Source organism: Nesterenkonia sp. YGD6, assembly GCF_022565895.1.
Lineage (GTDB): Bacteria > Actinomycetota > Actinomycetes > Actinomycetales > Micrococcaceae > Nesterenkonia.
Genome location: NZ_JAJOYY010000005.1, coordinates 252,341 through 274,648, shown reverse-complemented (window position 1 = coordinate 274,648; position 22,308 = coordinate 252,341). Strand labels below are relative to the sequence as shown.

The window sequence follows — 22,308 nt, the reverse complement described above, 5'->3', positions numbered from 1 at the left end:
TAGAGACCTAGGATGGGGCACCGTGCCCAATCGGAGACGCCCCCGTCATTGGGCCGCCATCCGACCCTAGAACCATCTCAGCGTGAGGCAGATATGCACCCCTTTGAGAATCCGTTCCGACACAGCGCCGAAGCTAAACGCCACGCGCTGCGTCATTTCCGTGCCGTGATCTTCGATATGGACGGGGTCGTCACCGACACCGCCGGGGTGCACACGCGCGCATGGAAGGAACTCTTCGACACGGCTCTGCCGGAGATCGCCGGCTCCCCGCAGCCGGAGTTCACCGAAGAGGACTACCTGAACTTCGTCGACGGCCGACCCCGCGAGGACGGCGTGCGGTCGCTGCTGAACGCACGCAATCTCGACGTGCCCGAGGGCAGCCTCGATGATGCCCCCGACAGGCTGACGGTGAACGGGCTCGCCGCGCGCAAGCAGGGCTACTTCGAATCCGTGCTCGCCAGGGACGGTGTGGAGGTCTTTCACACCACCGTGGAACTGATCGAACAGCTGCGCAAGGACGGGATCCCCACCGCCCTGGTGACCTCCTCGCGCAATGGCCGCGAGGTGCTCACCATCGCCGGGCTGCTCGACGCGTTCACCGTGATCGTCGACGGCTCCGACGCGTTGGAGCTGGGCCTGCCGGGCAAGCCCAACCCGCATATGTTCCTCCACGCCGCAGAGCTGCTGCGCGTGGAGCCCCAGGACACCATCGTGGTCGAGGATGCGGCCTCCGGGGTCCAGGCCGGACGCGCCGGGGACTTCGGCATGGTCGTGGGGCTCAACCGCGGCGATGACCCGGCCCGGCTGAAGGAGGCCGGCGCCGACGTCGTGATCACCGATCTCGCCGTGATGAACCTCTCCTCCCGCACCACCCGCCCCTATGACTCGGACTGGGTGCTCTCCTATGACGGCTTCGATCCGAAGCTGGAACCCACCCGCGAGGTCCTGATGGCGATGGCCAACGGCTACTGGGGCACCCGCGGGCACTACCCGGGCACCGCGGCGGACGCCACCCACTACCCGGGCAGCTACATCGCCGGGGTGTTCAACCGGCTCAAGACCGACCTGATGGGCAAGACCGTGGAGACCGAGCACATGGTCAATGTGCCGGACTGGACCTTCCTGCAGGTGACCCCGGATGCCGGCACCCCGCTGCTGCCGGGCTCCCCCGAGCTGATCCACTACCACCAGGAACTCGACATGCGCCGCGGTGTGGCCACCAGGATCGCCCGCTATCAGGACCTCCATGGACGCCGCACCAAGGTGACCATGCGCCAGTTCCAGTCCCTGGCCGGCGTGCAGATCGCCGCGCTGGAGATGAAGATCGAGGCCGAGAACTGGTCCGGCAACGTCAATGTGCGCTCGATGATCGACGGCCGGGTGGCCAACCGCAACGTCGACGCCGACCGCGAGCTCGCCGGCAACCACCTGGATCCGGTGCAGTCCCGCGAGGTCGACGGCGAGACGGTGCTGCTGGAGACCCAGACGAACCAGTCCGAGGTGCGCATCGCCCTGGCGACCCGCACCTCCGTGACCACCTCCGGGTCCAGCAACCCGATGCGTCGGGCGATCCACGAGGGTGAACTCGTCGCAGGCCACGACATCTCGCTGGCGCTGGAATCCGGCAGGCCGGTGATCCTGGAGAAGATCGCGGCGGTCTCGAACTCCCACGACCAGGCGATCTCCACCGTGTGGCACAACGCGGTCAAGAAGGTCCAGCGGGCCTCGAGCTTCCGCACCATGCTGACCTACCACGAGGAGATGTGGGGCGTGCTCTGGCACCGCTTCGCCGTCTCCATCGGGGCGAACCCCTCCCGCCAGCAGATGGCGCTGAACCTGCACACCTTCCACGTGCTGCAGACCGCCTTCGGCGCCCGCCACGATCTGGACGCGACCCTGCCCGCGCGCGGGCTCACCGGCGAGGGCTACCGCGGACATCTCTTCTGGGATGAGATGTTCATGTACCCGATGCTCACCCTGCGCCGACCCGAACTGACCCGTGGGCTGCTGCTCTACCGCTACCGGCGGCTCAGCGAGGCCCGCGCGATGGCCCGCAGCGAGGGCTACGACGGCGCCATGTTCCCCTGGCAGGCCGGCTCTGACGGCCGCGAGGAGACCCCCAGCGAGCTGTGGAACCCGCGCTCCGGGATGTGGATGCCGGACAACTCCCACCGTCAGCGCCACGTCTCCCTGGCCATCGCCTACTCGGTGCTGCAGTACTTCGAGACCACGCAGGACTACACCTTCCTGGCCGACTATGGGGCTGAGATCCTGGTGGAGATCTCCCGGTTCTTCGTGTCCATGACCACCTACGACGCCGAGTCCGACCGGTTCAGCATCGACGGCGTGATGGGCCCCGACGAATACCACGACGGCACCGCCGAGGCGCCCGGCACGGGTCTGCGCGACAACGCGTACACCAACGTGCTGACCTCCTGGATGCTGCGCCACACCTCACGACTGGTGCGCGATCTCGACGGCCGCGACGATCCGCTCTCGGAATGGCTCGACATCTTCGAAGACGAGCTGGACCACTGGGAGCACATCGCCAAGCGGCTGCACGTTCCCTTCCACGAGGACAACGTGATCAGCCAGTTCGAGGGCTACGAGGCGCTGGAGGAGTTCGACTGGGAGGGCTACCGCGCCAGATACGGCAACATCGGGCGGCTGGACCTGATCCTGCAGGCCGAAGGTGACTCGACCAACCGGTACAAGCTCTCCAAGCAGGCCGACGTGCTCATGCTCTGCTACATCTTCTCCGCCGATGAGCTCATCGAGACGCTGAACCACATGGGCTATGAGCTCTCCATGGAAGACTTCGGCCGCACGGTCGAGTACTACCTGGCCCGGTCTTCCCACGGCTCCACGCTCTCCCGGCTGGTCCACGGCTGGGTGGCGGCCCGGTTCGACCGCTCCGGCTCCTGGAACCTGTTCAAGGAGGCGCTGGAGGCCGACCTCGCCGACACCCAGGGCGGCACCACCCGCGAGGGCGTGCACCTGGGCGCGATGGCGGGCACCGTGGACATGGTGCTGCGCTGCTATGGCGGCGTGGAGACCCGCGCCGACGCGCTGTGGCTGCACCCGCTGCTGCCCGATGAGCTGCCCGCGCTGACCTTCCGGATGCGCTACCGCAACCAGCCCATCGTGGTCTCGATCAACCACGAGGTCGTCGAGCTCAAGCTCTCCGAGGGCTCGGCCGAGCCGATCGACGTCAACGTCGAGGGCACCCCGAAGACCATGGCCCCGGGTGAGACCTGGACGGTGAAGCTGGCGCACTCCGCACGAGTGCATCAGCGCCAGCCCGCCGAGGTCTGAGCCGCTGGGAATATAGAAAACAAGGAACGAAGACGTCGGCCCACCCGGTTCTCCCGGGTGGGCCGTCGTCGTTCTTCGCGACGTCCCGGGCATGTTCAGCAGACCAGAAATCCTCCTCGGACCCCTTCCGGAAACCACGAGATCCCGTATTGTATGGACAGGTTCTACTGCGTTTGTGCAACTGTTCAAACCACGCCGCAGCCTGCTTGCACTATGCGGCACAGGGTCCAGCAGAATGCGCGGGCAGGGAATCCTCAGGCGTCTCATCCTTGAACAGGAGGGTTCCCATGAAACAGAGTCCGGCTGAGTCACAGAGTCCGGCTGAGTCACGAAGTCCGGCTGAGCACCCCGGCGGCGCCGACCTCGCCCCTGAGGTGATCGCCCCGCCACAGCTCGGCACCGACGCCAGGGACCTTCCGACCCGGGCTGAGCGCCGTCGTCTCGCCGAAGCGGGACGACCCTTCATCGCCGTGGCGCCGGAGAAGCCGCAGGGCGGACTGCGCAGATTCCTCTATACGGCCACGGGCGGGGTGATCAACATCGGGCCCAGCCAGAAGGAGCTCCAGGAGCAGGAGCTGATCGAGCGGATCGCCCGGCCGCTGCAGGGCAGTCACAACACCGCCGTGCTCTCGCTCAAGGGTGGCATCGGAAAGACCTCCACCACGGTGGGGATCGGCATGACCCTGGCGCACCACCGCGGCGACATCCCCTGCGCCATCGACGCCAACCCGGATTCCGGGGACCTGGTGGAGCGCGCCCTGGGCGAACGTGCCACCCAGGCGCACCAGCCGCCGAGCATCACCGATCTGCTGGAGAACCTCGACCACGTCAACTCGCTGACCGCGCTGCAGGGGTACCTGCAGCAGGCCGGGCGGCTGCACGTGCTCGCCGGGGAGCAGGACCCGGCCCTCTCGGACAGCCTCACCGCCGAGGAATGGCGCAGGATCCATGCGGAGTTCGCGAAGTACTATTCGGTGGTCGTCACCGACTGCGGGACCGGGGTCACCCACAACGCCATGGAGGGGATCCTGCACACCGCGGACAACATCGTCATCGCCGCGGGCTTCGCGGTCTCCGGGGCCCAGCGCGCGCTGCAGACGCTGAACTGGCTGGCGAACCACGGTTATCAGCAGCTGGCCCGGGAATCCATCGTGGTGATCACCGACAAGGAGCGCGTCTCAGACCGGGTGGACAAGCAGGCCATCCAGGAGAGCCTGCGCGGCTACTGCGGCAAGCTGGTGGTGGTGCCCTTCGACCGCGCCGTGGTGGACGGGGACCGGATCAACCTGGACATGCTCCAGGCGGAGACCCGCCGGGCGTATATGAACATCGCCGCTGCCATGGTGGACGGGTACAAGTAGCTTTCGAGGTAGAGCTTCAAGGACGACGACGGCGGCCGCCCACCTGGTTCCAGGTGCGCGGCCGCCGTCGTCTGTGTTGCAGAGGTCGATCAGCCGAAGAGGCCGACCAGGGTGAAGTAGAAGACCGAGGGGCCCAGCAGAGCGCCGAGTCCGGTGTAGAAGGTCGCGGTCATCGCCCCGTATGGGACCAGCCGCTTGTCCGTGGCGGCGAGTCCGCCGGCCACTCCCGAGGTGGTGCCCATCAGCCCGCCGTAGGCCATCGCCGACTTCGGGTTGTTCAGCCCGATGAACGGCGCGATCATCGGAGTGCCCACCATGACCACCACGGCCTTGATCAGGCCGGCGGCCACCGAGAGTGCGATCACCTCGGAGCTGGCGCCCACCGCGGTGCCGGTGACCGGTCCCACGATGTAGGTCGCGGCCCCGGATCCGATGGTCGCCATCGATTCGGGGTCGGTGTAGCCGAACGCGGCGGCCACCGCGGCGCCCACCACGAAGGAGACGACGATGCCTGCCAGCAGGGCCAGCCCGCCGGCGGCGCCGGCCTTCTTGATCTCATCCAGGTCCACGCCGTAGGCGGTGGCCACGATGGCGAAGTCGCGCAGCATCGCGCCGCCCATCAGGCCCAGGCCGCTGAAGATGGCGATATCGGCCATGCCGGCCTCGCCTCCGGTGTTGATGCCGCCGAAGTAGGCGAGCACCAGGCCGAGCATGATGGCGATGGCGGAGCCCTGCAGGCGTCCTCGGGTCAGCGTCTTGGACAGCCAGCCCGAGATCATCATCAGCGCGCCGACCACCACGAAGGCGAAGAGCAGTCCGTTGCGTTCGAGCACATCAGCAATGATGTCCATCTCAGGCCTCCTGCTTCTCTGCCTCGGTCATCGCGGGCAGCGGTTCAGACTGTCCTCCGATGCGCGAGATCACCGGCACCAGCGCTGCACCTGCGGTGAGCGCGCCGAGACCGGCGAGCGCTGCCATCGGTCCGCCGCCGATCGCGTCGGCGACGTTCTGGGTGGCCGCCATGGCGATCACGATCGGGATGTACAGGGCGGACCAGAACAGCACGCCCTGTTCGGTCGGCTTGGGGAACAGGCCTCGTTTGCGCAGCCTGTCGGTGGCCACGACGAGCAGGATCATGGCGAAGCCCACCCCGCCGACATTGGCGTCGACCCCTACTGCGACCCCGAGGGCGTCACCGATCAGCTTTCCCACGAGCAAGCACAGCGCCAGCGCTGCGACTCCATAGAGAACCATCGTCTACTCCTGACTTGCGGTTGAAGTTTCTTGAGCGAGCATTCAGCTGTTGAAGAGCTCTGTGTACTGCTTGCGCAGCTCGGCCTTCTGGACCTTGCCCATCACGTTGCGCGGCAGTTCCTCCACGAAGCGGACGGCGCGAGGCTGCTTGAAGCGGGCCAGCTCGCCGGCGAGCGACTGCAGGATCTTCGCCTCATCGGGGGCGTCGCCTCCGGCGGGGACCACCACGGCGACCAGGCCCTCGCCCAGATCCGGGTGGGGCACCCCGATCACGGCGGATTCGGTGACGCCGGGGTGGTCATCGATGAGTCCCTCCACCTCTTTGGGGTAGATGTTGAACCCTCCGGAGATGACCAGATCCTTGTCGCGGCCCACGATGCTCAGGTAGCCCTGGTCATCGATCACTCCGAGGTCGCCGGTGATGAAGAAGCCGTCCTCGCGGAGCTCCTCGGCGGTCTTCTCCGGCATGTTCCAGTACCCGACGAAGACGTTGGCGCCGCGGACCTCGATGATGCCGACCTCGCCCTGAGGCAGCGTCGCCTGGGTCTCCCGGTCCACGATCCGCACCTCGACGCCGGGCAGCGGATGCCCCACGGTGCCGGGGCGTCGCGGTCCCCCGCGGTAGGGGTTCGAGGTGTTCATCCCGGTCTCGGTCATCCCGTAGCGCTCGAGGATGGCGTGGCCGGTGCGGGCCTCGAAGGCCTCGTGATCGCTGGCCAGCAGCGGAGCGGAGCCGGAGACGAAGAGCCGGATCCCGGAGCAGGCTTCCGCGCTGAGCCGGTCCGTGCTGAGCAGCCGGGTGTAGAAGGTGGGCACGCCCATCAGCACGGTGGCGCCCGGCATCGCGTCGAGCACCGCGTCGGCGTCGAACTTGGGCAGCCAGATCATCGAGGCTCCCGAGACCAGGGTCATGTTGACCGCCACGAAGAGCCCGTGGATGTGGAAGATCGGCAGCGCGTGGATCAGCACGTCTTCTCCGGTGTACTCCCAGGACTGGATCAGTGAGGCGCAGTTCGCCGCGAGATTGCCCTGGGTCAGCACCGCACCCTTGGAGCGGCCGGTGGTCCCGGAGGTGTAGAGGATCGCGCCGGGGTCTGAAGGGCGCATCTGGGTGATCTCGGCGTGCTCCTGCTCGGCGGCGAGCAGCGTGCCCTCCCCGGACGTGCCGAGGGTCTCGACGACGATGCCGTCCTTGCCGCGCTGTTCATGCTCGGCGGTCTGACTCGGGTCACAGACGAGCACCCGCGGGGCGGCGTCGGACATGAAGTAGTCCATCTCGGCCCCGGTGTAGGCCGTGTTCAGCGGCAGGTACACCCCGCCCACCTGCAGCGTGGCCAGATAGAGCGCGATGGCCTGCGGGGACTTCTCCACCTGCGCGGCCACCCGGTCACCGGGGACGACGCCGTCGCCGATCAGCTTCGTGGCGATCCGGCGCGAGGTGTGGAGCACCTGCGCGTAGGTGAGCGTGCGCCCACCTGGAAGATGGAAGAGCGGCTTCTCCGGGTGCGCCTGCGCCTGCTGGATGAAGCTCTGGTAGATGCCGTCGGGGTGGTTGTCCACTGGTGAGGTTCCCTTCTCGCTGCGGTTGTCTTCTCTGCTGCTGTCTGTGCTGGTGGTGGCTTTGCTGGTGTGTGGGCTGTTCAGGTCTGTGCTGTCTGGAAGCAGCGCCGTGACGTGGTCACCCAGGGCGATCACCCCGTGCCGGACGTAGTTCTCGTGGCGCTGCTCCACCAGGGATGGTTCGTAGCGGTAGTTGATCATCGCCCCGTAGGACTGGTCCCACATGTAGTCCGCGCCGCTGGCCGGCCAGTGCAGCTGCCAGGCCGTGGCGCCGTTGCCCAGGTGGAAGCGGGCCACCGGATCCAGCGGCTGCCCATCCGACCGGCGTTCGACGGCGATGTAGCGTGCCAGCGCTGCGCAGAGCCGCTCGCGCAGCTCCGCGGCGGCGGGCTCGCCCGGGCTGGACGCACCCCTCATGCTCGCTGCGCCGCGCGCATCTGCCGGTCCCGTGAGCTCCGCAAGGTCGACGTGAAGCGCGGCGAGCTCCGCGGATGTCGCGGTGCGGGCCTGCTCGCGCAGCCAGCGCCGGAAACCCGGGATCGGTGAGAGCGTGACGAAATGCTCCAGATGCGGCAGCTCGGTGGAGACCTGGTCGATGACCTGCTTGATCAGCAGGCTGCCGAAGGAGATGCCGGCCAGGCCATCCAGGGAGTTGTTGATCGAGTACAGCACCGCGGTGTCGGCCTTGGCCGGGGAGAGCGCCTCGGTCGGGGTCAGCAGCGGCTCGACGGCACCGGGCACCCCCTTGACCAGCGCCACTTCGACGAAGATCAGCGGGAGGTCCCCGGTGGCGGGGTGGAAGAACGCGTAGCAGGTGCGGTCCTTGGGACGGAGACGTCGCTTGAGCTCGTTGAGGTCCCGCATCGGGTGGACCTTCTCGTAGCGCAGCAGGTGGTTCTTCATCTCCCGCGAGGCGTCCCAGCCGACCTGTTCCATGCGCAGGAACCCGCGATTGAACCAGGAGCTCAGCAGGTGCCGGAAGTCTCGGTCCAGAGGCGTGAGATCCGCGCGGTCTCGCAGGATCCGGCGCAGGTCGGCGCGCATGTTGACCAGGTGCAGGGTGCCGTCGGGGGCGTGGTTGAGCCGGCGCAGCAGCGCCTGGCGCCGCGGTTCGCTGGCCTCGAACAGGTCGGCCAGCTCGACCTGACCCTCGCTGGAGTCCCACTTCGCGTAGGCGCGGCGCAGCGCGTCTGGCTCCACTGCATAGGCATGGAGCATGTGCGCGAAGAACTCGGTCCGGGCGTCGTCGTCGAGTTCGCGGTATGTGGCCAGGGCCCGTTCGGCCACGGCTCGCATGGACGCCTCGCCCAGGTCCCCCATCAGCGCTGCGCAGGCAGCGGTGAGCTGCTCGAGGGGTGCGGACGCTGGTGCTTCGGCGCCCTGCTGGGTCTTGTGCCCGCCGAGGCTGCGCAGCAGATCGGCCAGGAGCCAGCCTTGAGTGGTCGCCATGATCCCTCCCTACGTGTATATCAATGACTGTGATGTATATAACAGGGACTATAGGGCATGAACGTGATCCACGCCACAATTTGCTCCTGACGATATGCTCGTCGCAGGAGGTGTCATGGTCAGAGTCCCGGAATCCCAGCGTGTGCGTGATGCGCTGGAGAACGCCATCGTCGATGGACAATACGGTCCCGGCGAGCGGCTGGACCCTGCCAAGCTGCAGCAGGAATTCGGCTGTTCGCGCACCCCGGTGCGCGAGGCGCTGCAGGCGCTCGAGCGCTCCGGACTGGTGCGAATCCGCCCCAAGCAGGGCACCTATGTGACCGAGCTGAGCCTGCCCGAGCTGGCCGAGCGCTTTGAGCTGATGGCTGAGCTCGAGGGCATGGCCGCACGGCTGGCGTCACGACGCATCGAGCGCGAGCCCCTGGCGGAGCTGGGCGAGGCGCTGAGAGAATGTGAGCGCTTCGAGGCTCTGGGGGACGCGGATGGCTACTACTACGCCAACGCCTGGTTCCACGGGATCATCTACGACTCCTGCGGCAACGGGTATCTGCGGCAGCAGGCGCACGACCTGCGCCGGGTGCTGCAGCCCTACCGGCGGCTCCAGCTCCGCGCCCCCGACCGCATGCGCCGCTCTCTGGCCGAGCACCTCGCGATCGTGAACGCGATCGGCACCGGAGATGGTGAGACTGCGGAGGACACCGCCCGGGACCACGTCTTGGTGCAGGTCAAGGAGTTCAGCCAGCTCGTGCAGACCTGGACCAGACTGCGCGAAGCCCGCGCCGATCACGCCCAGACCCAGCTCCACTGAAAGGAACCAGATGTCACCGGAGCGAAGTCCCGAATTCATCGAGGCCATCTCACGCGGGTTGTCCGTCATCACGGCATTCACCCCTGAATACCCCAGCCTGACCCTGAGCCAGGTGGCCAAGGCCACCGATCTGGCGCGTCCCACCGCACGGCGGATCCTGATGACGCTGCAGGAGCTGGAATATGTCCGAGCGGAGAACGGCCTGTTCGCCCTGACCCCGCGGGTGATGGAGCTGGGCATGGCCTACGTGAGCTCCCTGGGGCTCTGGGACGTGGCCAAGCCCCACCTGGAGGCGCTGGTCACCCACACCCACGAATCGGCCTCGATGTCGCAGCTGGACGGTCCCGACATCGTCTATGTGGCCCGGGTGGCGGTGCCCAAGCTGATCGGCCTGCGGGTGGACATCGGCACCCGCTTCCCGGCCCCGCCGACCTCCCAGGGCAAGGTGCTCCTCGCGGACATGGAGCGCCGGGCGATCCTGCAGCGACTCTCGGAACCCTCCCGCTCCTCGGTCATCCCTGTGGTGCAGTGGGACCAGAAGTCATTCCTGGAGGAGCTGGACCGCGTGCAGCGGCAGGGCTATGCGCTGGCCGATGAAGAGCTGGCCCGCGGCATCCGCTCGATCGCCGTGCCGGTCCGCGATGCCCACGGCCGGGTGCTGGCGTCGATGAACACCACGGTGCACGCCGCCGAGACCAGCGTGGAGACCCTGCTGACGAAGCACCTGCCGCCGCTGCGCGAGGCGGCGGCCGCAGTCACCGAGGACTGGACCCGCTGGCAGTCGCTGCCCAGCCACACCCGCGAGCGCGACGCCGCCGACGTCGGACGGCTCCCGCTGCTGGCCTCACCGGAGGCCTGATCGACTCGGCCTGAACTGCCAGTGGTGAGCCGCTGTGCGGGGAGGGTTGCGCACGGGTCACATCGCCACGGAGGGGTAGTCCCGTCCGGTCCAGTGGTCCAGCTTCTGCGCCATCTCGGTCTGGAACGCCAAGGGGCCTCTGGCGGCGGCGTACTCCTCGTCGAAGAGCGCGATGAACAGGGTGAGGTTCAAGAAGAAGTGGGCGCCGTGCTCGAAGAGCCACACGTAGTCATGGGTGGCCAGCGCCTCGCGCTCCTCAGCGGTGAACTCCAACCAGCTGGTCTGCTCCACCGGGTTCAGCCAGCGTCCGACGTCCTTCTCCCAGCGCTCCACGGTGGCCCGTGGATCATCCCGATAGCTGGCCACCCACTCGGGGTCCCGGTCGATGGTGAAGAGAAACTTGTTGACGTAGTACTTGCTCATGCTCGCTCCTCGTTCAGGCGCCGACGGCCGGGGCAGTGTGTTCTGTGCGGAACTGCTCCCAGGCCGGATCGGTGGCGTAGATCGGCCCGGTGCTGGCCTGGGCGGTCTGGGCCGCCCGGGCGGCGGCGTCGAGCTGGTCCTGGGTCCTGTTCGGGTACCAGGTCATGTACATCTCCCGTGTGTGGAACAGGTCCAGGTGATCGACGTAGTCGGCGTGGACTCCGGGACCGGCGATGCCCATCATGAGCAGCAGGTCCATGAAGCCATGGGTCGCGTTGCCCGCCCCGGCCATCGACTCATGGGTGACGTTGGCAAGGATCGCGTCGATGTTGCCGGTGGAGAGCCATTCGATGGCATCGGCGTCGAAGAGCGGATCCGGCCCGTGCTCGCCGAACTGGCGCGGCCCGCCGAGCTCCAGCGAGAGGTGCCCGGTGCCGATGGCGGCGACCTTCTTGTCGCTGGGGAAGCTGTCGATGATCTCCCTGATCGCCCGTCCCACCTGGTAGAAGCGGCGCGGGGAGGGCAGCGGGGGCACGAAGATGTTCGTGTAGATCGGCACGATCGGCAGATCCGCCTGGGGACGGACCGTGATGATCGGGCAGATGATGGAGTGATCGATCTTCAGCTCATGACTGACCGAGAAGTCGAATTCCTTGACCAGCAGCTCCTCGTGCATATAGCGAGAGAGCTCAAGGTCTCCGGCCAGGGTGTACTTCGGGATCCCGAACTCGCGCTCCTCGTTGTAGAAGGTGGCGTCATAGGTCTCCTGCTTGCCGATCAGGAACTGCGGATAGTTGTCCAGCCAGAGCTGGTGGAAGTGATCCGCACCGACCATCACCAGGATGTCCGGCTCCGCGGCGGTGAGCGTCTCCCGGTAGGCCTCGACCTTGCGCTGCCAGTCGGCGGCATAGGGCGGGCGCTGATCCTGAGGGGAGGTGGTGGCCTTGTAGTAGAACGGGTGGTGGGTGCTCGCCAGCACCGCTGTCAGCTCTGCCATGCTCAGTTCTCCTTGGAATCGTCCGGGGTCAGCGGAACGAACTCCGCGTTCCGGTCCACGTGCATGTAGATGTCGTTGGCGATCGGGTTCCGCCGCTCCTCCGCGATCTGGCCCAGCAGCCCGGCGGTGCGGGCGAGCAGGGCGAAGCCGCGCAGGAAGTCCACCGGCAGCCCCAGGTCAGCCAGGGCTGCCCCGCAGACCCCGGCGCCGTTGAGCGGAAGCTTCTTGCCCAGCACCTCTTCGCTGACCCGGCCCATGGCCTCGAACAGGCGCAGGTGCTCCCCGCGGGTGCCGCCCTCTTCGGCGATCTGGATCAGCCGCGGGGTGCGTGGGTCTCCCTGCTTGTGCACCGGATGGCCCAGGCCGGGGACGATCTGCTTGGCGGCCCGCGCCCGGGTGATGGCCTCCCGCGCCAGAGAGTCAAAGTCGGCGTCGGTGCTGCGCTCGCCGTCGTCCGTTTCCAGGACCTGGTGCAGGAACCTGCCGGTGTCCTCGGTGACGCCGAGGAAGCGGGAGCCGCCGCCGAGCAGACCCGCGGCGATCGCGCCCTGGATGGACTCCGGGGCTGAGAGGTAGGTCAGCCGGGCGGCGATCGCGGTGGGGGTGAAGCCATGATCGGCCAGCGCGACCAGCACCGCCTCGAAGGTCCGCAGCTCACCGGGGGTGGGCCGGCGGGTGGCGGTCATCCAGAACGCCAGCTCGGCGAACCCGACCTTGCCCATCAGGTCCTCGGAGAGGGACTGGCCCATGAGGCTGATCTCTTCGGTGGTGGAGGTCCCCAGCGAGGTGGGGTAGCTGGGCGTCTGATTCGTGTTCTCGGCGGCGCTCATCGCTGCGTCCCTTCTTCGGTCGTCAGCCAGGCTTTGATCTCCTCGGTGTGTTCGCCGAGCTTCGGCGGAGCCAGCTCATAGCGCGGGGTCATGGTGTTGAAGCTCAGCGGGTGCCGGACCCCAGGAACGGCGCTGTCGCCGCTGCCCACCTGCACCACCGGCTCCAGGCCCAGCGCTTCCGCGTATTCGACCCCCTGTCTGATGGAGTTGATCGGGCCGCAGGGCACGCCGACGTCGTTGAGCTTCTCGAAGAGCTCCTGGGCGGTGTGCTTGGCCAGCTCCGCCTCCAGGATCGGGCGGAGCTCGTCGCGGCGGTCGGTGCGGTCCCCGACGTCGGCGAAGCGCTCGTCCTCGGCGATCTGCGGGATCCCCAGCACCTTGCAGAGCCTGCCGAACTGGGTGTTGTTGCCGGCGGCGATGATCACGTCGTCATCGGCGGTGGGCATGGCCTCGTAGGGATAGAGCGAGGGGTGGGCGTTGCCCATCCGCATCGGGGTGGTGCCGCCGCCCACGTAGGCGTGGGTCTGGTTCACCAGACCGGACATCGCCGAGGCCATCAGGGAAGCCTCCACATGGGCGCCGTCGCCGGTGTGGTCGCGCTGGCGCAGCGCAGCGAGGATGCCGATGGTCGAATGCAGTCCGGCCATCACGTCGAACACGCTGATCCCGGCGCGGTAGGGCGGGCCGTCCGGGGACCCGGTGAGGCTCATCAGCCCCGACATCGCCTGCACGATCAGGTCATAGCCGGGGTACTTGGCACCCTCGCCCTGGGTGCCGAAGCCGGTGATGGAGGAGTAGACGACGCTGGGGTTGGTCTTCGACACCGAGTCGTAGTCCAGCCCGAACTTCTTGAGTCCGCCGGGCTTGAAGTTCTCGATGACGACGTCGGCGCGCCCGGCCAGACGCTGCGCAACGCAGAGATCGTCGCCGTCCTTGAAGTCCAGCACGATCGACTTCTTGTTGCGGTTGATCGCCGCGTAATAGGTGGAGACCCCGTCCGGGCGACGCGGCGGGACCCAGGTGCGCGTGTCATCTCCGCCGGTGCCCTCGACCTTGATCACCTCGGCGCCGAGGTCTGCCAGCAGCATGGTGGCGTAGGGTCCCGCGAGCACCCGGGAGAAGTCAGCGATCAGGATCCCGTCCAGCGGAAGCCGGCCGCCTCCCCGCGGGGTCTGCGCGGCCTCCTCGCTTCCGGGCTGCGCGCCCAGGGCGCTGGTCTCATCTGGATGGTGCTGGCTCATCACGGAGTCCCCTTTCTGCGATTCCCACCCAGGCCGCGTCACCACCCTGCGTGTCGTCATGCGGACACCCGTCCGCTTATCTCCTGGCCAGTTTCACACCGCTTGGGTGGGGCCGTCAACCCCGGGCGCGCCTGGTCGAGATTCCCTCGAGCGGGGTCGGTGAGATCCGAGTCACAAAGTAATCGGACTCTTGTCCACTGTGCGAACGCGCGCTATCGTGAGGGCCATCACAGAGATCTTCACAGGAGGCTGACATGAGTTCTGAAGCCGCATCCAACGGCACTGGCGCGCCCGTTCTCTTCAAGAACGGGATCGTGCTGACCATGGACAAGCAGCACAGCGTCTTGACCAGGGGCGACGTCCTGGTGCTGGGTGACACCATCGCGGTCATCGGCCCTGATCTCGAGGTGCCTGAGCACGCCCAGGTGATCGACGCCGCGGGCGGGATGATCACCCCCGGCTTCATCGACACGCATCGGCACATGTGGCAGACCGCCATGCGGGGCTACGGGGCCGACTGGACGCTGACCCAGTACTTCGTCTGGAACTACCTCGAGCATGGCAAGAAGTTCCGCCCCGAGGACATCTACGCCGGCAATCTGCTCTCCGCCGTGGAAGCCATCGACTCCGGGGTCACCACCTCGGTGGACTGGTCCCACGGGCTCTCCACCGTGGATCATGCCGACGCGGCCGTGGACGCCCTCGAAGAGGTCGCCGGCCGCTTCGTCTTCGCCTACGGCAACATCCACGCCGGGCCCTGGGAGTGGTCCGCCTCGCCGGAGTTCCACGACTTCGTAGACCGCCGGATCCCTCGCTCCGGCGGCCAGCTCGGCGATGACATGCTCGGCTTCCAGATGGCCTTCGACGTCACGGGCGACCCGGAGTTCCCCGAGAAGAAGGCCTTCGAGGTCGCCCGGGACCTGGGCGTGGGCGTCACCACCCACGCCGGCGTCTGGGGCGCGACGAACGACGACGGCATCCGGCTCATGCACGAGCACGGGTTCATGAACGAGAAGACCGTCTACGTCCACGCGGCGACGCTGAACCAGGACTCCTATCAGCGCATTGCAGCCACCGGAGGCGCGGCCTCGGTCTCGGCGGAGTCCGAGTCCAGCTGCGGGCAGGGCTATCCCTCCTCCTGGCAGCTGCGCAAGCATGGCATCCCGGTCTCCCTCTCGGTGGACACCTCGGTCTGGTGGAGCGCGGATCCGTTCGCGGCGATGCGCTCCACGCTGAGCTCGGACCGGGCGCGGGAGCACTTCGAGCACCATGCCACCGGTGAGACCTGCACCAATCTCGGCCTGCGCGCCGACCAGGTGGTCGGCTGGGCCACCCATGGTGGGGCCGAGGCGCTGGGGATGGAGAAGTCCATCGGCTCCCTCGAGGTCGGCAAGAAGGCCGACATCGTGCTGATCAAGAACGACGACTCCCCTGCGATGTTCCCGATCCTGAACCCGCACGGACACGTGGTCTTCCAGGCCCAGCGCGGGGATGTGCACACCGTGATGGTCAACGGCCGGATCGTGAAGCACCAGCACAAGCTGGTGGATGTGGATCTCGCCAAGGTGCGCCGCACCGTGGAGGCGACCGTGGAGCACATCGCCTCGGAGCTGGGCCAGCAGGAATGGGAGGCCGGGATGAGCCCCGAGGTTCCCGAGACCAAGATCCTGGACAACCCGTACACCTACACCGAATATCGCACCGAGAAGACCCATGCCGCGCAGGGGCGGGGTCCTGACGCCTGAGGGGGCGCAGTGCCCGCACGTGATCCTTCGCGCCGATCACGTGCGGGCAAGACTGGGGCTGCGCTCGAGGGGAGCGCAGCCCCAGTCGTGTGCATCGAGGGTGGCGAGGCTCATCGGGCCGCGGCGCGCCGGACCACCAGCGCAAAGGGCACCGCCGCCGCCAGTGCCGCGAGCACGATGAGGACCCCCACCCAGCTGGCAGGCTCATGGATCAGCGTGGTCCAGGCCTCTCCGGAGAGCTGGGCGTCCAGCGAATAGGCCCCGGCGCCGGTGAAGCCCAGCACCGCGGCGGCCGCTGCCAACACGTAGGGGTACTCCCCGCCGCCGGCGATGTTCCAGAACTTCCCGGAGTTCAGCTGCAGGGTCACCCCGGCGACCACCATGGTCCCGGCCGCCAGCAGCGCCCCGACCGGGGTGAGGAAGCCGAACAGCAGCAGGGATGCGGCGATCAGCTCGGAGAGCCCGGCCGCGAGCACCATGCCGCGGCCCGGATGCAGCCCCAGGCTGGCGAAGATCTCCCCCTGGCGGTGCAGACCCTGGCCGCCGAACCAGCCCGCGAGCTTCTGGGTGGCGTGGGTGAAGAGGACCAGCGCCAGCACCAGGCGCAGCAGAAGCAGACCGATCTCCATGATCACCTTTCATCGGGCGGACGAGTGTCCGCTAAAGTCAGTGTCGTCCGGCAGGCCTGCCTCGTCAAGGGCCTCGGCACGTCGCGGTTGCTCTCGCGTAACATGAGGTGCCTCACACGAGATGACCCAGTCATGCGAGGAAGGGGGACACCGTCACAAGCTCAGCCGGACAGGATCCCCGCGCCCATGACCCCCGTGCCACCGAGCCGGCAAGTCTGTGGAAGCGGTTCAACGCCGGACTCCACGAGTTCTACGTGGCCCCCTACCGGCGGGTCTTCGCCCGCGCCAAGCGCGATGAGGAAGACCTGTTCATGATGCTGGTGCTCTCCGAGGCGCTGGGCCTGCCGAACCCCGCCTCCGGGATGACGCTGGAGCTGCTGCCCGAGATGCTGGACCGGATGCATGAATGGCACACCCGTCAGGGACTGGACCACTCCCCGATGGACGGACTCGGCTGCTGCTGAAAGGACTCGGTACAGATGCTGCTGGACCTGATTGAACGACGCCGCGTGATCTTTCTCGGCGGCAAGGGCGGAGTCGGCAAGACCGTCACCGCCTCGGCAGCGGCGCTGCACCAGGCCACCGCCGGCAGGCGGGTGCTGCTGGTCTCCACCGACCCCGCGCACAACCTGGGCCACCTGTGGGACCAGGCCGTGGGTGATGACCCGGTGGAGCTCTACCGCGATGACGCCAGCGGCGGAGTGCTGCGCGGCGTCGAGATCGATCCCCAGCGCACCATCGATGAGCACCTGGCAGAGGTCGGAGCCAACCTGCGGGACTTCATGCCCGAACACCTCCACCCCCAGGTGGCCGCTCACCTGAAGCTCTCCGCCCACTCACCGGGCACCCATGAATCAGCCATCCTGGAGCGGATCGCGGTGCTCATCGAGTACGGCCTGGACTCCCACGACCTCATCGTGTTCGACACCGCCCCCTCCGGCCACACAGCCCGGCTGATGGCACTGCCAGAGATCATGTCCACCTGGATGTCGGGCCTGCTGACCCGGCGCAGCAAGGCCGAGCGCTTCGGCGCGGCGGTGCGGGTCCTCGACGGTGACGACGACCCGGCGAAGACCTCTCCGACGAATCGCGACCAGCGGATCCGGCAGGTGCTGACCCGCCGCAAGGCGCGCTTCGAGATGATGCGCGAGGTCCTCGCCAACCCCAGGGCCTGCAGCTTCGTGATCGTGCTGACCCCCGAGCGACTTCCGGTGCTGGAGTCCACGGAGCTCTGCGCACAGCTGCGTGAGGCCGGCGTCGACGTCGGCGGGCTGGTGGTCAACCGCCTCTCCCCCACCGACGCCGGGGAGTACCTGGCCCAGCGGCGGCAGCAGGAACAGCGCCACCTCGACTCGCTGACCGAGCTGCTCCCCGGGGTCCCGGTGGACACGCTACCGCTGCTCTCCGGCGACCTGGTGGGCCGGGCAGCGATCCAACGCCTGGCGCACGAGCTGAGCTGACGCAGCGGCGCTGCTCAGTCCCGTGCGTGCCGGCGGAGGTATTCGCGGATCCGGGCGGCGGCGTCGTCGGTGATGTGATGCTCCTCGTCGCGGTAGACGTTCAGCGTGGTCACCCCGACCAGTCCCTCGAACGCCGCGGCGGTGTCCTTCACCCGGTGCAGCGGCACCCAGGGATCCTCATCGGCGCAGAAGAGCTCCACCGCGAGCCCGCTCAGCCCAGGTGCTGCCGCCCGGGTGAAGCTGCGCGGCCGGGGGCCCAGATATCCGCCGGTGTGCAGCAGGGCGCCGTCCACCGCCGGCTGGACCGTGAGGAGGTGCTCGGCCAGCAGGCAGGCGCCCTGGGAGAAGCCGAAGACGATCACCGGGGCGCCGCCTGCGCCGCGTGTCTGGAGGAGTTCGGCGAGCTGAGCCTCCAGCACCCCCAGTGCCTGGTCCAGCTGCGGCTGATTGGACTCGCGGGGTTCCATGAACCTCCCCGGGTACCAGGAGTGCTCAGCCGCCGTCGGCAGCCACCAGCAGATGCCCTCCAGTGACAGGCGCGCGGCGAGGTCGATGAAGAGCTGCGGGCTCTGGGTGCGGCCGTGGACCCCGTACACCACCAGCCGTGCGGCCTCGGCGGCGACGCCGTGGTGCACGAGGTTCATCTGGTCATGGGTGGCCACGGCGGATCAGTCGTCCACGCGCAGCGGCTCGAGCTGGGACATGATGTGCTCGCGCTCGTGCTCGAACTGCGCGGGCAGCATGAACTTCCGGCCCAGCTCCTCGGGGGACTCGTCGCAGTCCCAGCCGCCGTCGGCGTGGGTGACCGCGAGCTCGAACAGCGCCCCACCGGGTGTGCGCACGTAGTGGGACTTGAAGTAGGTGCGGTCCTTCAGCTCGGAGATGTCGGTGTAGCCGGCGCCCTCGATCTCGAACTTCGAGGCCTCCTGGTTCTCCAGGGTGTCGAAGTTCCAGGCGAAGTGGTGATAAGTTCCTGCCGCGAAGCGCCAGGTGCCCTGATCATCGGTGCGATTGCCGCGCAGCTCCACCCAGTTGCCGAACTCATCGGAGCCGACCTTGAACCGGGCGACGTCGCCGGCTTCGGCGATCTCCCCGCCGAGGAAGAACACGTCCTTGGCGAAGTCCACCATCCGGTCCTGGTCATAGACGTGGATGCCCATGCCGTAGATCCCGTGCACCGCGTGCTCCGGCGGCACCCCGTGGCCGGGGTGGCCCACGCGGGAGTCGCCGTGGACGCCCACGAGCACGTATTCGAGCCCACAGGGGTGGTTGAACGCCAGGCGCCGCTCGCCGAAGAGCTCCGACTGCTGGTGTTCGATCTGCATGGAGCTCAGTCGCTGCGCCCAGAAGTCCATCGAGCCGGCGGGCACCGCGAGCATCACCTCGCGGGCCTGGTTGGTGCCGCGAGTGCCGAAGCGGCCCTGCTGCGCCCAGGGGAAGGTGGTGACCACGGCGGAGGGGTCGCCGTCGGCGTTGGAGTAATAGAGGTGGTAGATCGGGATGGAGCCGTCGTAGAGCACCGTCTTCTTGATGAAGCGCATGCCTAAGACCTTGGTGTGGAAGTCCACATCCTCCTGCGCCCTGCCGACGGAGAGCGTCACGTGGTGGGAGCCGAGCAGATACGTCATGATGATGCCCTTCCATGGAGGTGACTGCTGCGATCTGGGACTGAGTTGATCTGGGACTGGAGTGATCTGGCGTCGTCGTCGCGCTGGGAGGGCCCGGCCAGCGTGGCGGGATCATCGCCGGCCCACGCGGCGCGGATCAGCCGGACGGCGTCGTCTGGAGTCATCGCGCGCGGGTTGCTCGCCGGGACGACGCCGAGGATCAGCTCCGCAGCACGTCCAAGGTCCGCTTCCTTCAGTCCGTGTTCGCGCAGCGCACGCGGGGAGTCGACCCTGCTGCGCAGCCGTTCCAGTCCGGCGGTCGGGTCCGCGACACCGAGCGCCGCCGCGATGCGCTCCCCAGCCTCAGGTGCTGACGGCAGGTTGAACGCGAGCACGTAGGGCAGCATCACGGCGTGGGTCTGAGCGTGGGGCAGGCCGAAGGATCCCCCCAGCACGTGGCAGATCTTGTGGTGCAGGCCTGAGCCCGCTGAGGCGAAGGCCGTGGCGGCGAGATACGCGCCGTACTGGAGCTGCTGGCTCCCCTCGGGGCTGTGGATCGACCCCTCGGCGAGCTGCGCCATCCCCCGATTCAGGGCGCGGATGGCTTCTGCGGACCAGAGGCTGTTCAACGGATCCGCGCGGGGGGCCCAGAAGGAGTCGATGCAATGGGCCAGCGCATTCATCCCGGAGGCGCTGGCCAGCTCGGCCGGAAGATCACGGACCAGCTCGACGTCGTAGACCACGCTTCGGGGCAGGACCACGTCGTCGGTGCCGGTGGCCTTGACCCCGGCCTCGGTGACGCCCCAGATATTGGTCGCCTCCGAGCCGGCGTAGGTGGTGGGCACCGCGATGATCGGGGCGCGGGTCTTCAGGGCGACCGCCTTGCCGAGCCCGATGGCGGAGCCGCCGCCGACGCAGAGGATCAGATCGGCCTGGGCCTGTGTCGCGGCGTCGCAGGCCCGCTCCACGTCCTCCACCGGGACGTGCTGACGGGCGCCGTCGAGCCGGTGGGCGATACGCAGCGTGGCATGGAGCGCGTCGGCGGCGACCTCGGCGCTGCCCGAGGCGATGAGCAGAATCTGCTGGGCGCCCATCCGCTTCGTCTCGCTGCGCACATCGGCGGTCAGGTTCCCGGTGCCGAAGTGCACCCGCTGACCCAGCGTATGGTGGCTGAAGCTCATGGTCATGTGGTCTCTTCTCCCGCGGCGGCGTCAGGACTGCAGACGCTGTGAGGGCGCCGCAAACTTCGGACAGCTGTCCGAGGGCCATTATGTGGCGGGAACCACATCGACTGTCAAGGGTTTGCCGGTTCGAGGCAGTGGTGTTGATTGCCTTCAGTCCTGGTCAGCGCCGATCACCCTGATCGTTTCCTGCACCGTTCAGCCCGCTCGGCGGAACGCGGTCTCGATCTGCTCCAGCGTGCGCTCCTTGGTCTCGGGGACCTTCTTCCAGGTGAAAATGAAGGCGGTGAAGCAGATGACGGCGAACCCGGCGAAGATCCAGCCCACCCCGAAGGCGGCGAGCGCCGTGGGGAAGAGCAGCGAGACCAGGCCGTTGGCCAGCCAGTGCGCGGTGGTCACCACGCCCATCGCGGCCGCGCGCACGCCCAGCGGGAAGATCTCCCCGAGCACCACCCAGACCAGGGCGCCCCAGCTGACCTGGAACATGAAGATGAACACCGCCAGGCAGGACAGGGTGGCGATGCCCAGCGCGCCGAGTCCGTCGGGAGCCGGCATGACCAGGTTCACCACGGCGAGCACCGCGAGCGCCAGCGAGGTGCCCAGCGCGCCGACCAGCAGCATCGGGCGGCGCCCCCAGCGGTCGGTGTAGGTGATCGCGACCCAGACCGCGGCGATGTTGAGCGCACCGATGATCAGGTTGGAGCCGATCGCTCCCTCATCGGAGAAGCCGACGTTCTGCAGCGTGGTGGGCGCGTAGTAGAGCACCGCGTTGATGCCCATGACCTGCTGATAGACCCCCAGCCCGAACCCCACCCCGAGGATCGAGAGCACCCAGGGGCGGCGCAGCGCGCGCAGGCCTGAGACGCCGTCGCGCTTCTCCGCCTCATGGACCTCGTGGATCTCACCGAGTTCCCGGCGGGCCTCCTCGGGAGTGCGGTCGCGCAGCAGCATCGTTTCGGCCTCGGCCTCCCGGCCGCGGTGGACCAGCCAGCGCGGGGTCTCGCGCACCACGGTCAGTCCCAGCGCGAAGAGCACCGAGGGGATCACCGAGAGTCCCAGCATCCAGCGCCAGGACTCCACCGGGGCGAAGGCCACTCCGACGACGAACCCGAGGAACTGACCGATCACGATCGCCAGCACATAGGAGGCGGTGACTCGTCCGCGGATCCGCGCCGGAGCGATCTCGGAGAGATACACCGGGAGTACGACGGCGGCCAGACCGGTGCCCAGCCCGACCACGAGCCGAGCGGCGAACAGCACCTCAGCGTTGGGTGCGAAGGCCATGCCCAGCGGGGCGATCAGGAACAGCGCAGCGGTGACCAGCAGCACGGCTCGTCTGCCGTAGCGGTCGGAGAGCTGACCGCCGAGGCAGGCGCCGATGGCGGCGCCGACCATCAGGCCGGTGACGATCCCGCCTTCAGCCCAGCTGCTGAGCTCGAAGTCCCGACGCAGGTATACCAGCGCCGCGGAGATCACTCCGGTGTCATAGCCCCAGTTCAGTCCGCCGAGGGCGCCGAAGAGATAGATCAGGGTGGAGCCTCGGCGTCGCTGCGTGGCCGTGGGTGCTGCTGTGCTCATGCTGTTCCGTT

At 67.9% G+C, this 22,308-nt stretch carries 19 protein-coding genes; 7 read left to right on the top strand and 12 right to left on the bottom strand.

Features of this window, described 5'->3' with window-relative positions; translation table 11 throughout:
- Window positions 1-93 precede the first annotated feature (93 nt).
- Together LTI14_RS10140 and LTI14_RS10135 are read left to right on the top strand one after the other, a co-directional pair.
- Window positions 94-3,315, top strand: coding sequence for a beta-phosphoglucomutase family hydrolase (locus LTI14_RS10140; RefSeq protein ID WP_241465755.1), 3,222 nt, complete (start codon window positions 94-96; stop codon window positions 3,313-3,315).
- 287 nt (window positions 3,316-3,602) lie between these two features.
- On the top strand, window positions 3,603-4,676 hold the full coding sequence (locus tag LTI14_RS10135; RefSeq protein WP_241476418.1) for a MinD/ParA family ATP-binding protein: 1,074 nt from the start codon (window positions 3,603-3,605) through the stop codon (window positions 4,674-4,676).
- Window positions 4,677-4,765: 89 nt separating this feature from the next.
- Here LTI14_RS10135 and madM read toward each other — a convergent pair whose 3' ends face one another.
- The 3 genes from madM to LTI14_RS10120 are packed head-to-tail and all read right to left on the bottom strand — an operon-like array spanning window position 4,766 to window position 8,939.
- The gene (gene madM / locus LTI14_RS10130; RefSeq protein WP_241465753.1) at window positions 4,766-5,527 is read right to left on the bottom strand and encodes a malonate transporter subunit MadM; all 762 of its coding nucleotides are present in this window, start codon (window positions 5,525-5,527) and stop codon (window positions 4,766-4,768) included.
- 1 nt (window position 5,528) lies between these two features.
- Window positions 5,529-5,930, bottom strand: coding sequence for a malonate transporter subunit MadL (gene madL / locus LTI14_RS10125; protein WP_241465751.1), 402 nt, complete (start codon window positions 5,928-5,930; stop codon window positions 5,529-5,531).
- A gap of 42 nt (window positions 5,931-5,972) precedes the next feature.
- Complete coding sequence (locus LTI14_RS10120; protein ID WP_241476417.1) at window positions 5,973-8,939, bottom strand: AMP-binding protein; 2,967 nt, start codon at window positions 8,937-8,939, stop codon at window positions 5,973-5,975.
- 115 nt (window positions 8,940-9,054) lie between these two features.
- Here LTI14_RS10120 and LTI14_RS10115 point away from each other — a divergent pair, with 115 nt between their 5' ends.
- Window positions 9,055-9,747 (top strand): GntR family transcriptional regulator, encoded by a 693-nt coding sequence (locus tag LTI14_RS10115; RefSeq protein ID WP_241465749.1) that lies wholly within the window; start codon window positions 9,055-9,057, stop codon window positions 9,745-9,747.
- A gap of 10 nt (window positions 9,748-9,757) precedes the next feature.
- Window positions 9,758-10,606: an IclR family transcriptional regulator domain-containing protein gene (locus LTI14_RS10110; RefSeq protein ID WP_241465748.1), complete on the top strand. Its 849-nt coding sequence runs from the start codon at window positions 9,758-9,760 to the stop codon at window positions 10,604-10,606.
- Between the two features lie 57 nt (window positions 10,607-10,663).
- Here LTI14_RS10110 and LTI14_RS10105 read toward each other — a convergent pair whose 3' ends face one another.
- Genes LTI14_RS10105 through LTI14_RS10090 form a run of 4 tightly spaced genes read right to left on the bottom strand, consistent with a single transcriptional unit; the run spans window position 10,664 to window position 14,097 of the window.
- Window positions 10,664-11,029 carry a hypothetical protein gene (locus LTI14_RS10105; protein WP_241465747.1) on the bottom strand — a complete coding sequence of 122 codons (366 nt, stop codon included), beginning with the start codon at window positions 11,027-11,029 and terminating at the stop codon, window positions 10,664-10,666.
- Between the two features lie 13 nt (window positions 11,030-11,042).
- Window positions 11,043-12,026 carry a DODA-type extradiol aromatic ring-opening family dioxygenase gene (locus LTI14_RS10100; RefSeq protein ID WP_241465746.1) on the bottom strand — a complete coding sequence of 328 codons (984 nt, stop codon included), beginning with the start codon at window positions 12,024-12,026 and terminating at the stop codon, window positions 11,043-11,045.
- Between the two features lie 2 nt (window positions 12,027-12,028).
- On the bottom strand, window positions 12,029-12,856 hold the full coding sequence (locus LTI14_RS10095) for a citryl-CoA lyase (protein WP_241476416.1): 828 nt from the start codon (window positions 12,854-12,856) through the stop codon (window positions 12,029-12,031).
- Window positions 12,853-14,097 carry a CaiB/BaiF CoA transferase family protein gene (locus tag LTI14_RS10090; protein ID WP_241476415.1) on the bottom strand — a complete coding sequence of 415 codons (1,245 nt, stop codon included), beginning with the start codon at window positions 14,095-14,097 and terminating at the stop codon, window positions 12,853-12,855. The genes LTI14_RS10095 and LTI14_RS10090 overlap by 4 nt, the downstream gene beginning before the upstream one ends.
- 254 nt (window positions 14,098-14,351) lie before the next feature.
- Between LTI14_RS10090 and LTI14_RS10085 the strand changes: the two genes are divergently transcribed.
- Window positions 14,352-15,842, top strand: coding sequence for an amidohydrolase family protein (locus tag LTI14_RS10085; RefSeq protein ID WP_241476414.1), 1,491 nt, complete (start codon window positions 14,352-14,354; stop codon window positions 15,840-15,842).
- Window positions 15,843-15,952: 110 nt separating this feature from the next.
- On the opposite strand, the gene LTI14_RS10080 is transcribed toward LTI14_RS10085, so the two are convergent.
- The gene (locus tag LTI14_RS10080; RefSeq protein ID WP_241465741.1) at window positions 15,953-16,471 is read right to left on the bottom strand and encodes a DoxX family protein; all 519 of its coding nucleotides are present in this window, start codon (window positions 16,469-16,471) and stop codon (window positions 15,953-15,955) included.
- Between the two features lie 215 nt (window positions 16,472-16,686).
- Here LTI14_RS10080 and LTI14_RS10075 point away from each other — a divergent pair, with 215 nt between their 5' ends.
- Window positions 16,687-16,935: a cory-CC-star protein gene (locus LTI14_RS10075; protein ID WP_241465795.1), complete on the top strand. Its 249-nt coding sequence runs from the start codon at window positions 16,687-16,689 to the stop codon at window positions 16,933-16,935.
- Window positions 16,936-16,950: 15 nt separating this feature from the next.
- On the top strand, window positions 16,951-17,931 hold the full coding sequence (locus LTI14_RS10070; protein ID WP_241476413.1) for an ArsA family ATPase: 981 nt from the start codon (window positions 16,951-16,953) through the stop codon (window positions 17,929-17,931).
- 14 nt (window positions 17,932-17,945) lie between these two features.
- Here the strand turns inward: LTI14_RS10070 and LTI14_RS10065 are convergent, their stop codons facing one another.
- From LTI14_RS10065 to LTI14_RS10050, 4 genes are all read right to left on the bottom strand, one after another.
- Window positions 17,946-18,593: an alpha/beta hydrolase gene (locus tag LTI14_RS10065; protein WP_241476412.1), complete on the bottom strand. Its 648-nt coding sequence runs from the start codon at window positions 18,591-18,593 to the stop codon at window positions 17,946-17,948.
- A 6-nt stretch (window positions 18,594-18,599) separates the two neighbouring features.
- The gene (locus LTI14_RS10060; protein WP_241476411.1) at window positions 18,600-19,559 is read right to left on the bottom strand and encodes a VOC family protein; all 960 of its coding nucleotides are present in this window, start codon (window positions 19,557-19,559) and stop codon (window positions 18,600-18,602) included.
- Window positions 19,556-20,725: a maleylacetate reductase gene (locus tag LTI14_RS10055; protein WP_241476410.1), complete on the bottom strand. Its 1,170-nt coding sequence runs from the start codon at window positions 20,723-20,725 to the stop codon at window positions 19,556-19,558. The genes LTI14_RS10060 and LTI14_RS10055 overlap by 4 nt, the downstream gene beginning before the upstream one ends.
- Window positions 20,726-20,917: 192 nt before the next feature.
- A complete protein-coding gene (locus tag LTI14_RS10050; protein WP_241465735.1) occupies window positions 20,918-22,297 on the bottom strand; it encodes a sugar porter family MFS transporter in 1,380 nt (459 codons plus the stop codon).
- Window positions 22,298-22,308: the final 11 nt, after the last annotated feature.

Excerpts from the sequence above, each read along its gene's own strand:
- LTI14_RS10140 (WP_241465755.1), top strand. The coding sequence starts at position 94 with ATGCACCCCTTTGAGAATCCGTTCCGACACAGCGCCGAAGCTAAACGC.
- LTI14_RS10135 (WP_241476418.1), top strand. The coding sequence starts at position 3,603 with ATGAAACAGAGTCCGGCTGAGTCACAGAGTCCGGCTGAGTCACGAAGT.
- madM (WP_241465753.1), bottom strand. The coding sequence starts at position 5,527 with ATGGACATCATTGCTGATGTGCTCGAACGCAACGGACTGCTCTTCGCC.
- madL (WP_241465751.1), bottom strand. The coding sequence starts at position 5,930 with ATGGTTCTCTATGGAGTCGCAGCGCTGGCGCTGTGCTTGCTCGTGGGA.
- LTI14_RS10120 (WP_241476417.1), bottom strand. The coding sequence starts at position 8,939 with ATGGCGACCACTCAAGGCTGGCTCCTGGCCGATCTGCTGCGCAGCCTC.
- LTI14_RS10115 (WP_241465749.1), top strand. The coding sequence starts at position 9,055 with ATGGTCAGAGTCCCGGAATCCCAGCGTGTGCGTGATGCGCTGGAGAAC.
- LTI14_RS10110 (WP_241465748.1), top strand. The coding sequence starts at position 9,758 with ATGTCACCGGAGCGAAGTCCCGAATTCATCGAGGCCATCTCACGCGGG.
- LTI14_RS10105 (WP_241465747.1), bottom strand. The coding sequence starts at position 11,029 with ATGAGCAAGTACTACGTCAACAAGTTTCTCTTCACCATCGACCGGGAC.
- LTI14_RS10100 (WP_241465746.1), bottom strand. The coding sequence starts at position 12,026 with ATGGCAGAGCTGACAGCGGTGCTGGCGAGCACCCACCACCCGTTCTAC.
- LTI14_RS10095 (WP_241476416.1), bottom strand. The coding sequence starts at position 12,856 with ATGAGCGCCGCCGAGAACACGAATCAGACGCCCAGCTACCCCACCTCG.
- LTI14_RS10090 (WP_241476415.1), bottom strand. The coding sequence starts at position 14,097 with ATGAGCCAGCACCATCCAGATGAGACCAGCGCCCTGGGCGCGCAGCCC.
- LTI14_RS10085 (WP_241476414.1), top strand. The coding sequence starts at position 14,352 with ATGAGTTCTGAAGCCGCATCCAACGGCACTGGCGCGCCCGTTCTCTTC.
- LTI14_RS10080 (WP_241465741.1), bottom strand. The coding sequence starts at position 16,471 with ATGGAGATCGGTCTGCTTCTGCTGCGCCTGGTGCTGGCGCTGGTCCTC.
- LTI14_RS10070 (WP_241476413.1), top strand. The coding sequence starts at position 16,951 with ATGCTGCTGGACCTGATTGAACGACGCCGCGTGATCTTTCTCGGCGGC.
- LTI14_RS10060 (WP_241476411.1), bottom strand. The coding sequence starts at position 19,559 with ATGACGTATCTGCTCGGCTCCCACCACGTGACGCTCTCCGTCGGCAGG.
- LTI14_RS10055 (WP_241476410.1), bottom strand. The coding sequence starts at position 20,725 with ATGACCATGAGCTTCAGCCACCATACGCTGGGTCAGCGGGTGCACTTC.
- LTI14_RS10050 (WP_241465735.1), bottom strand. The coding sequence starts at position 22,297 with ATGAGCACAGCAGCACCCACGGCCACGCAGCGACGCCGAGGCTCCACC.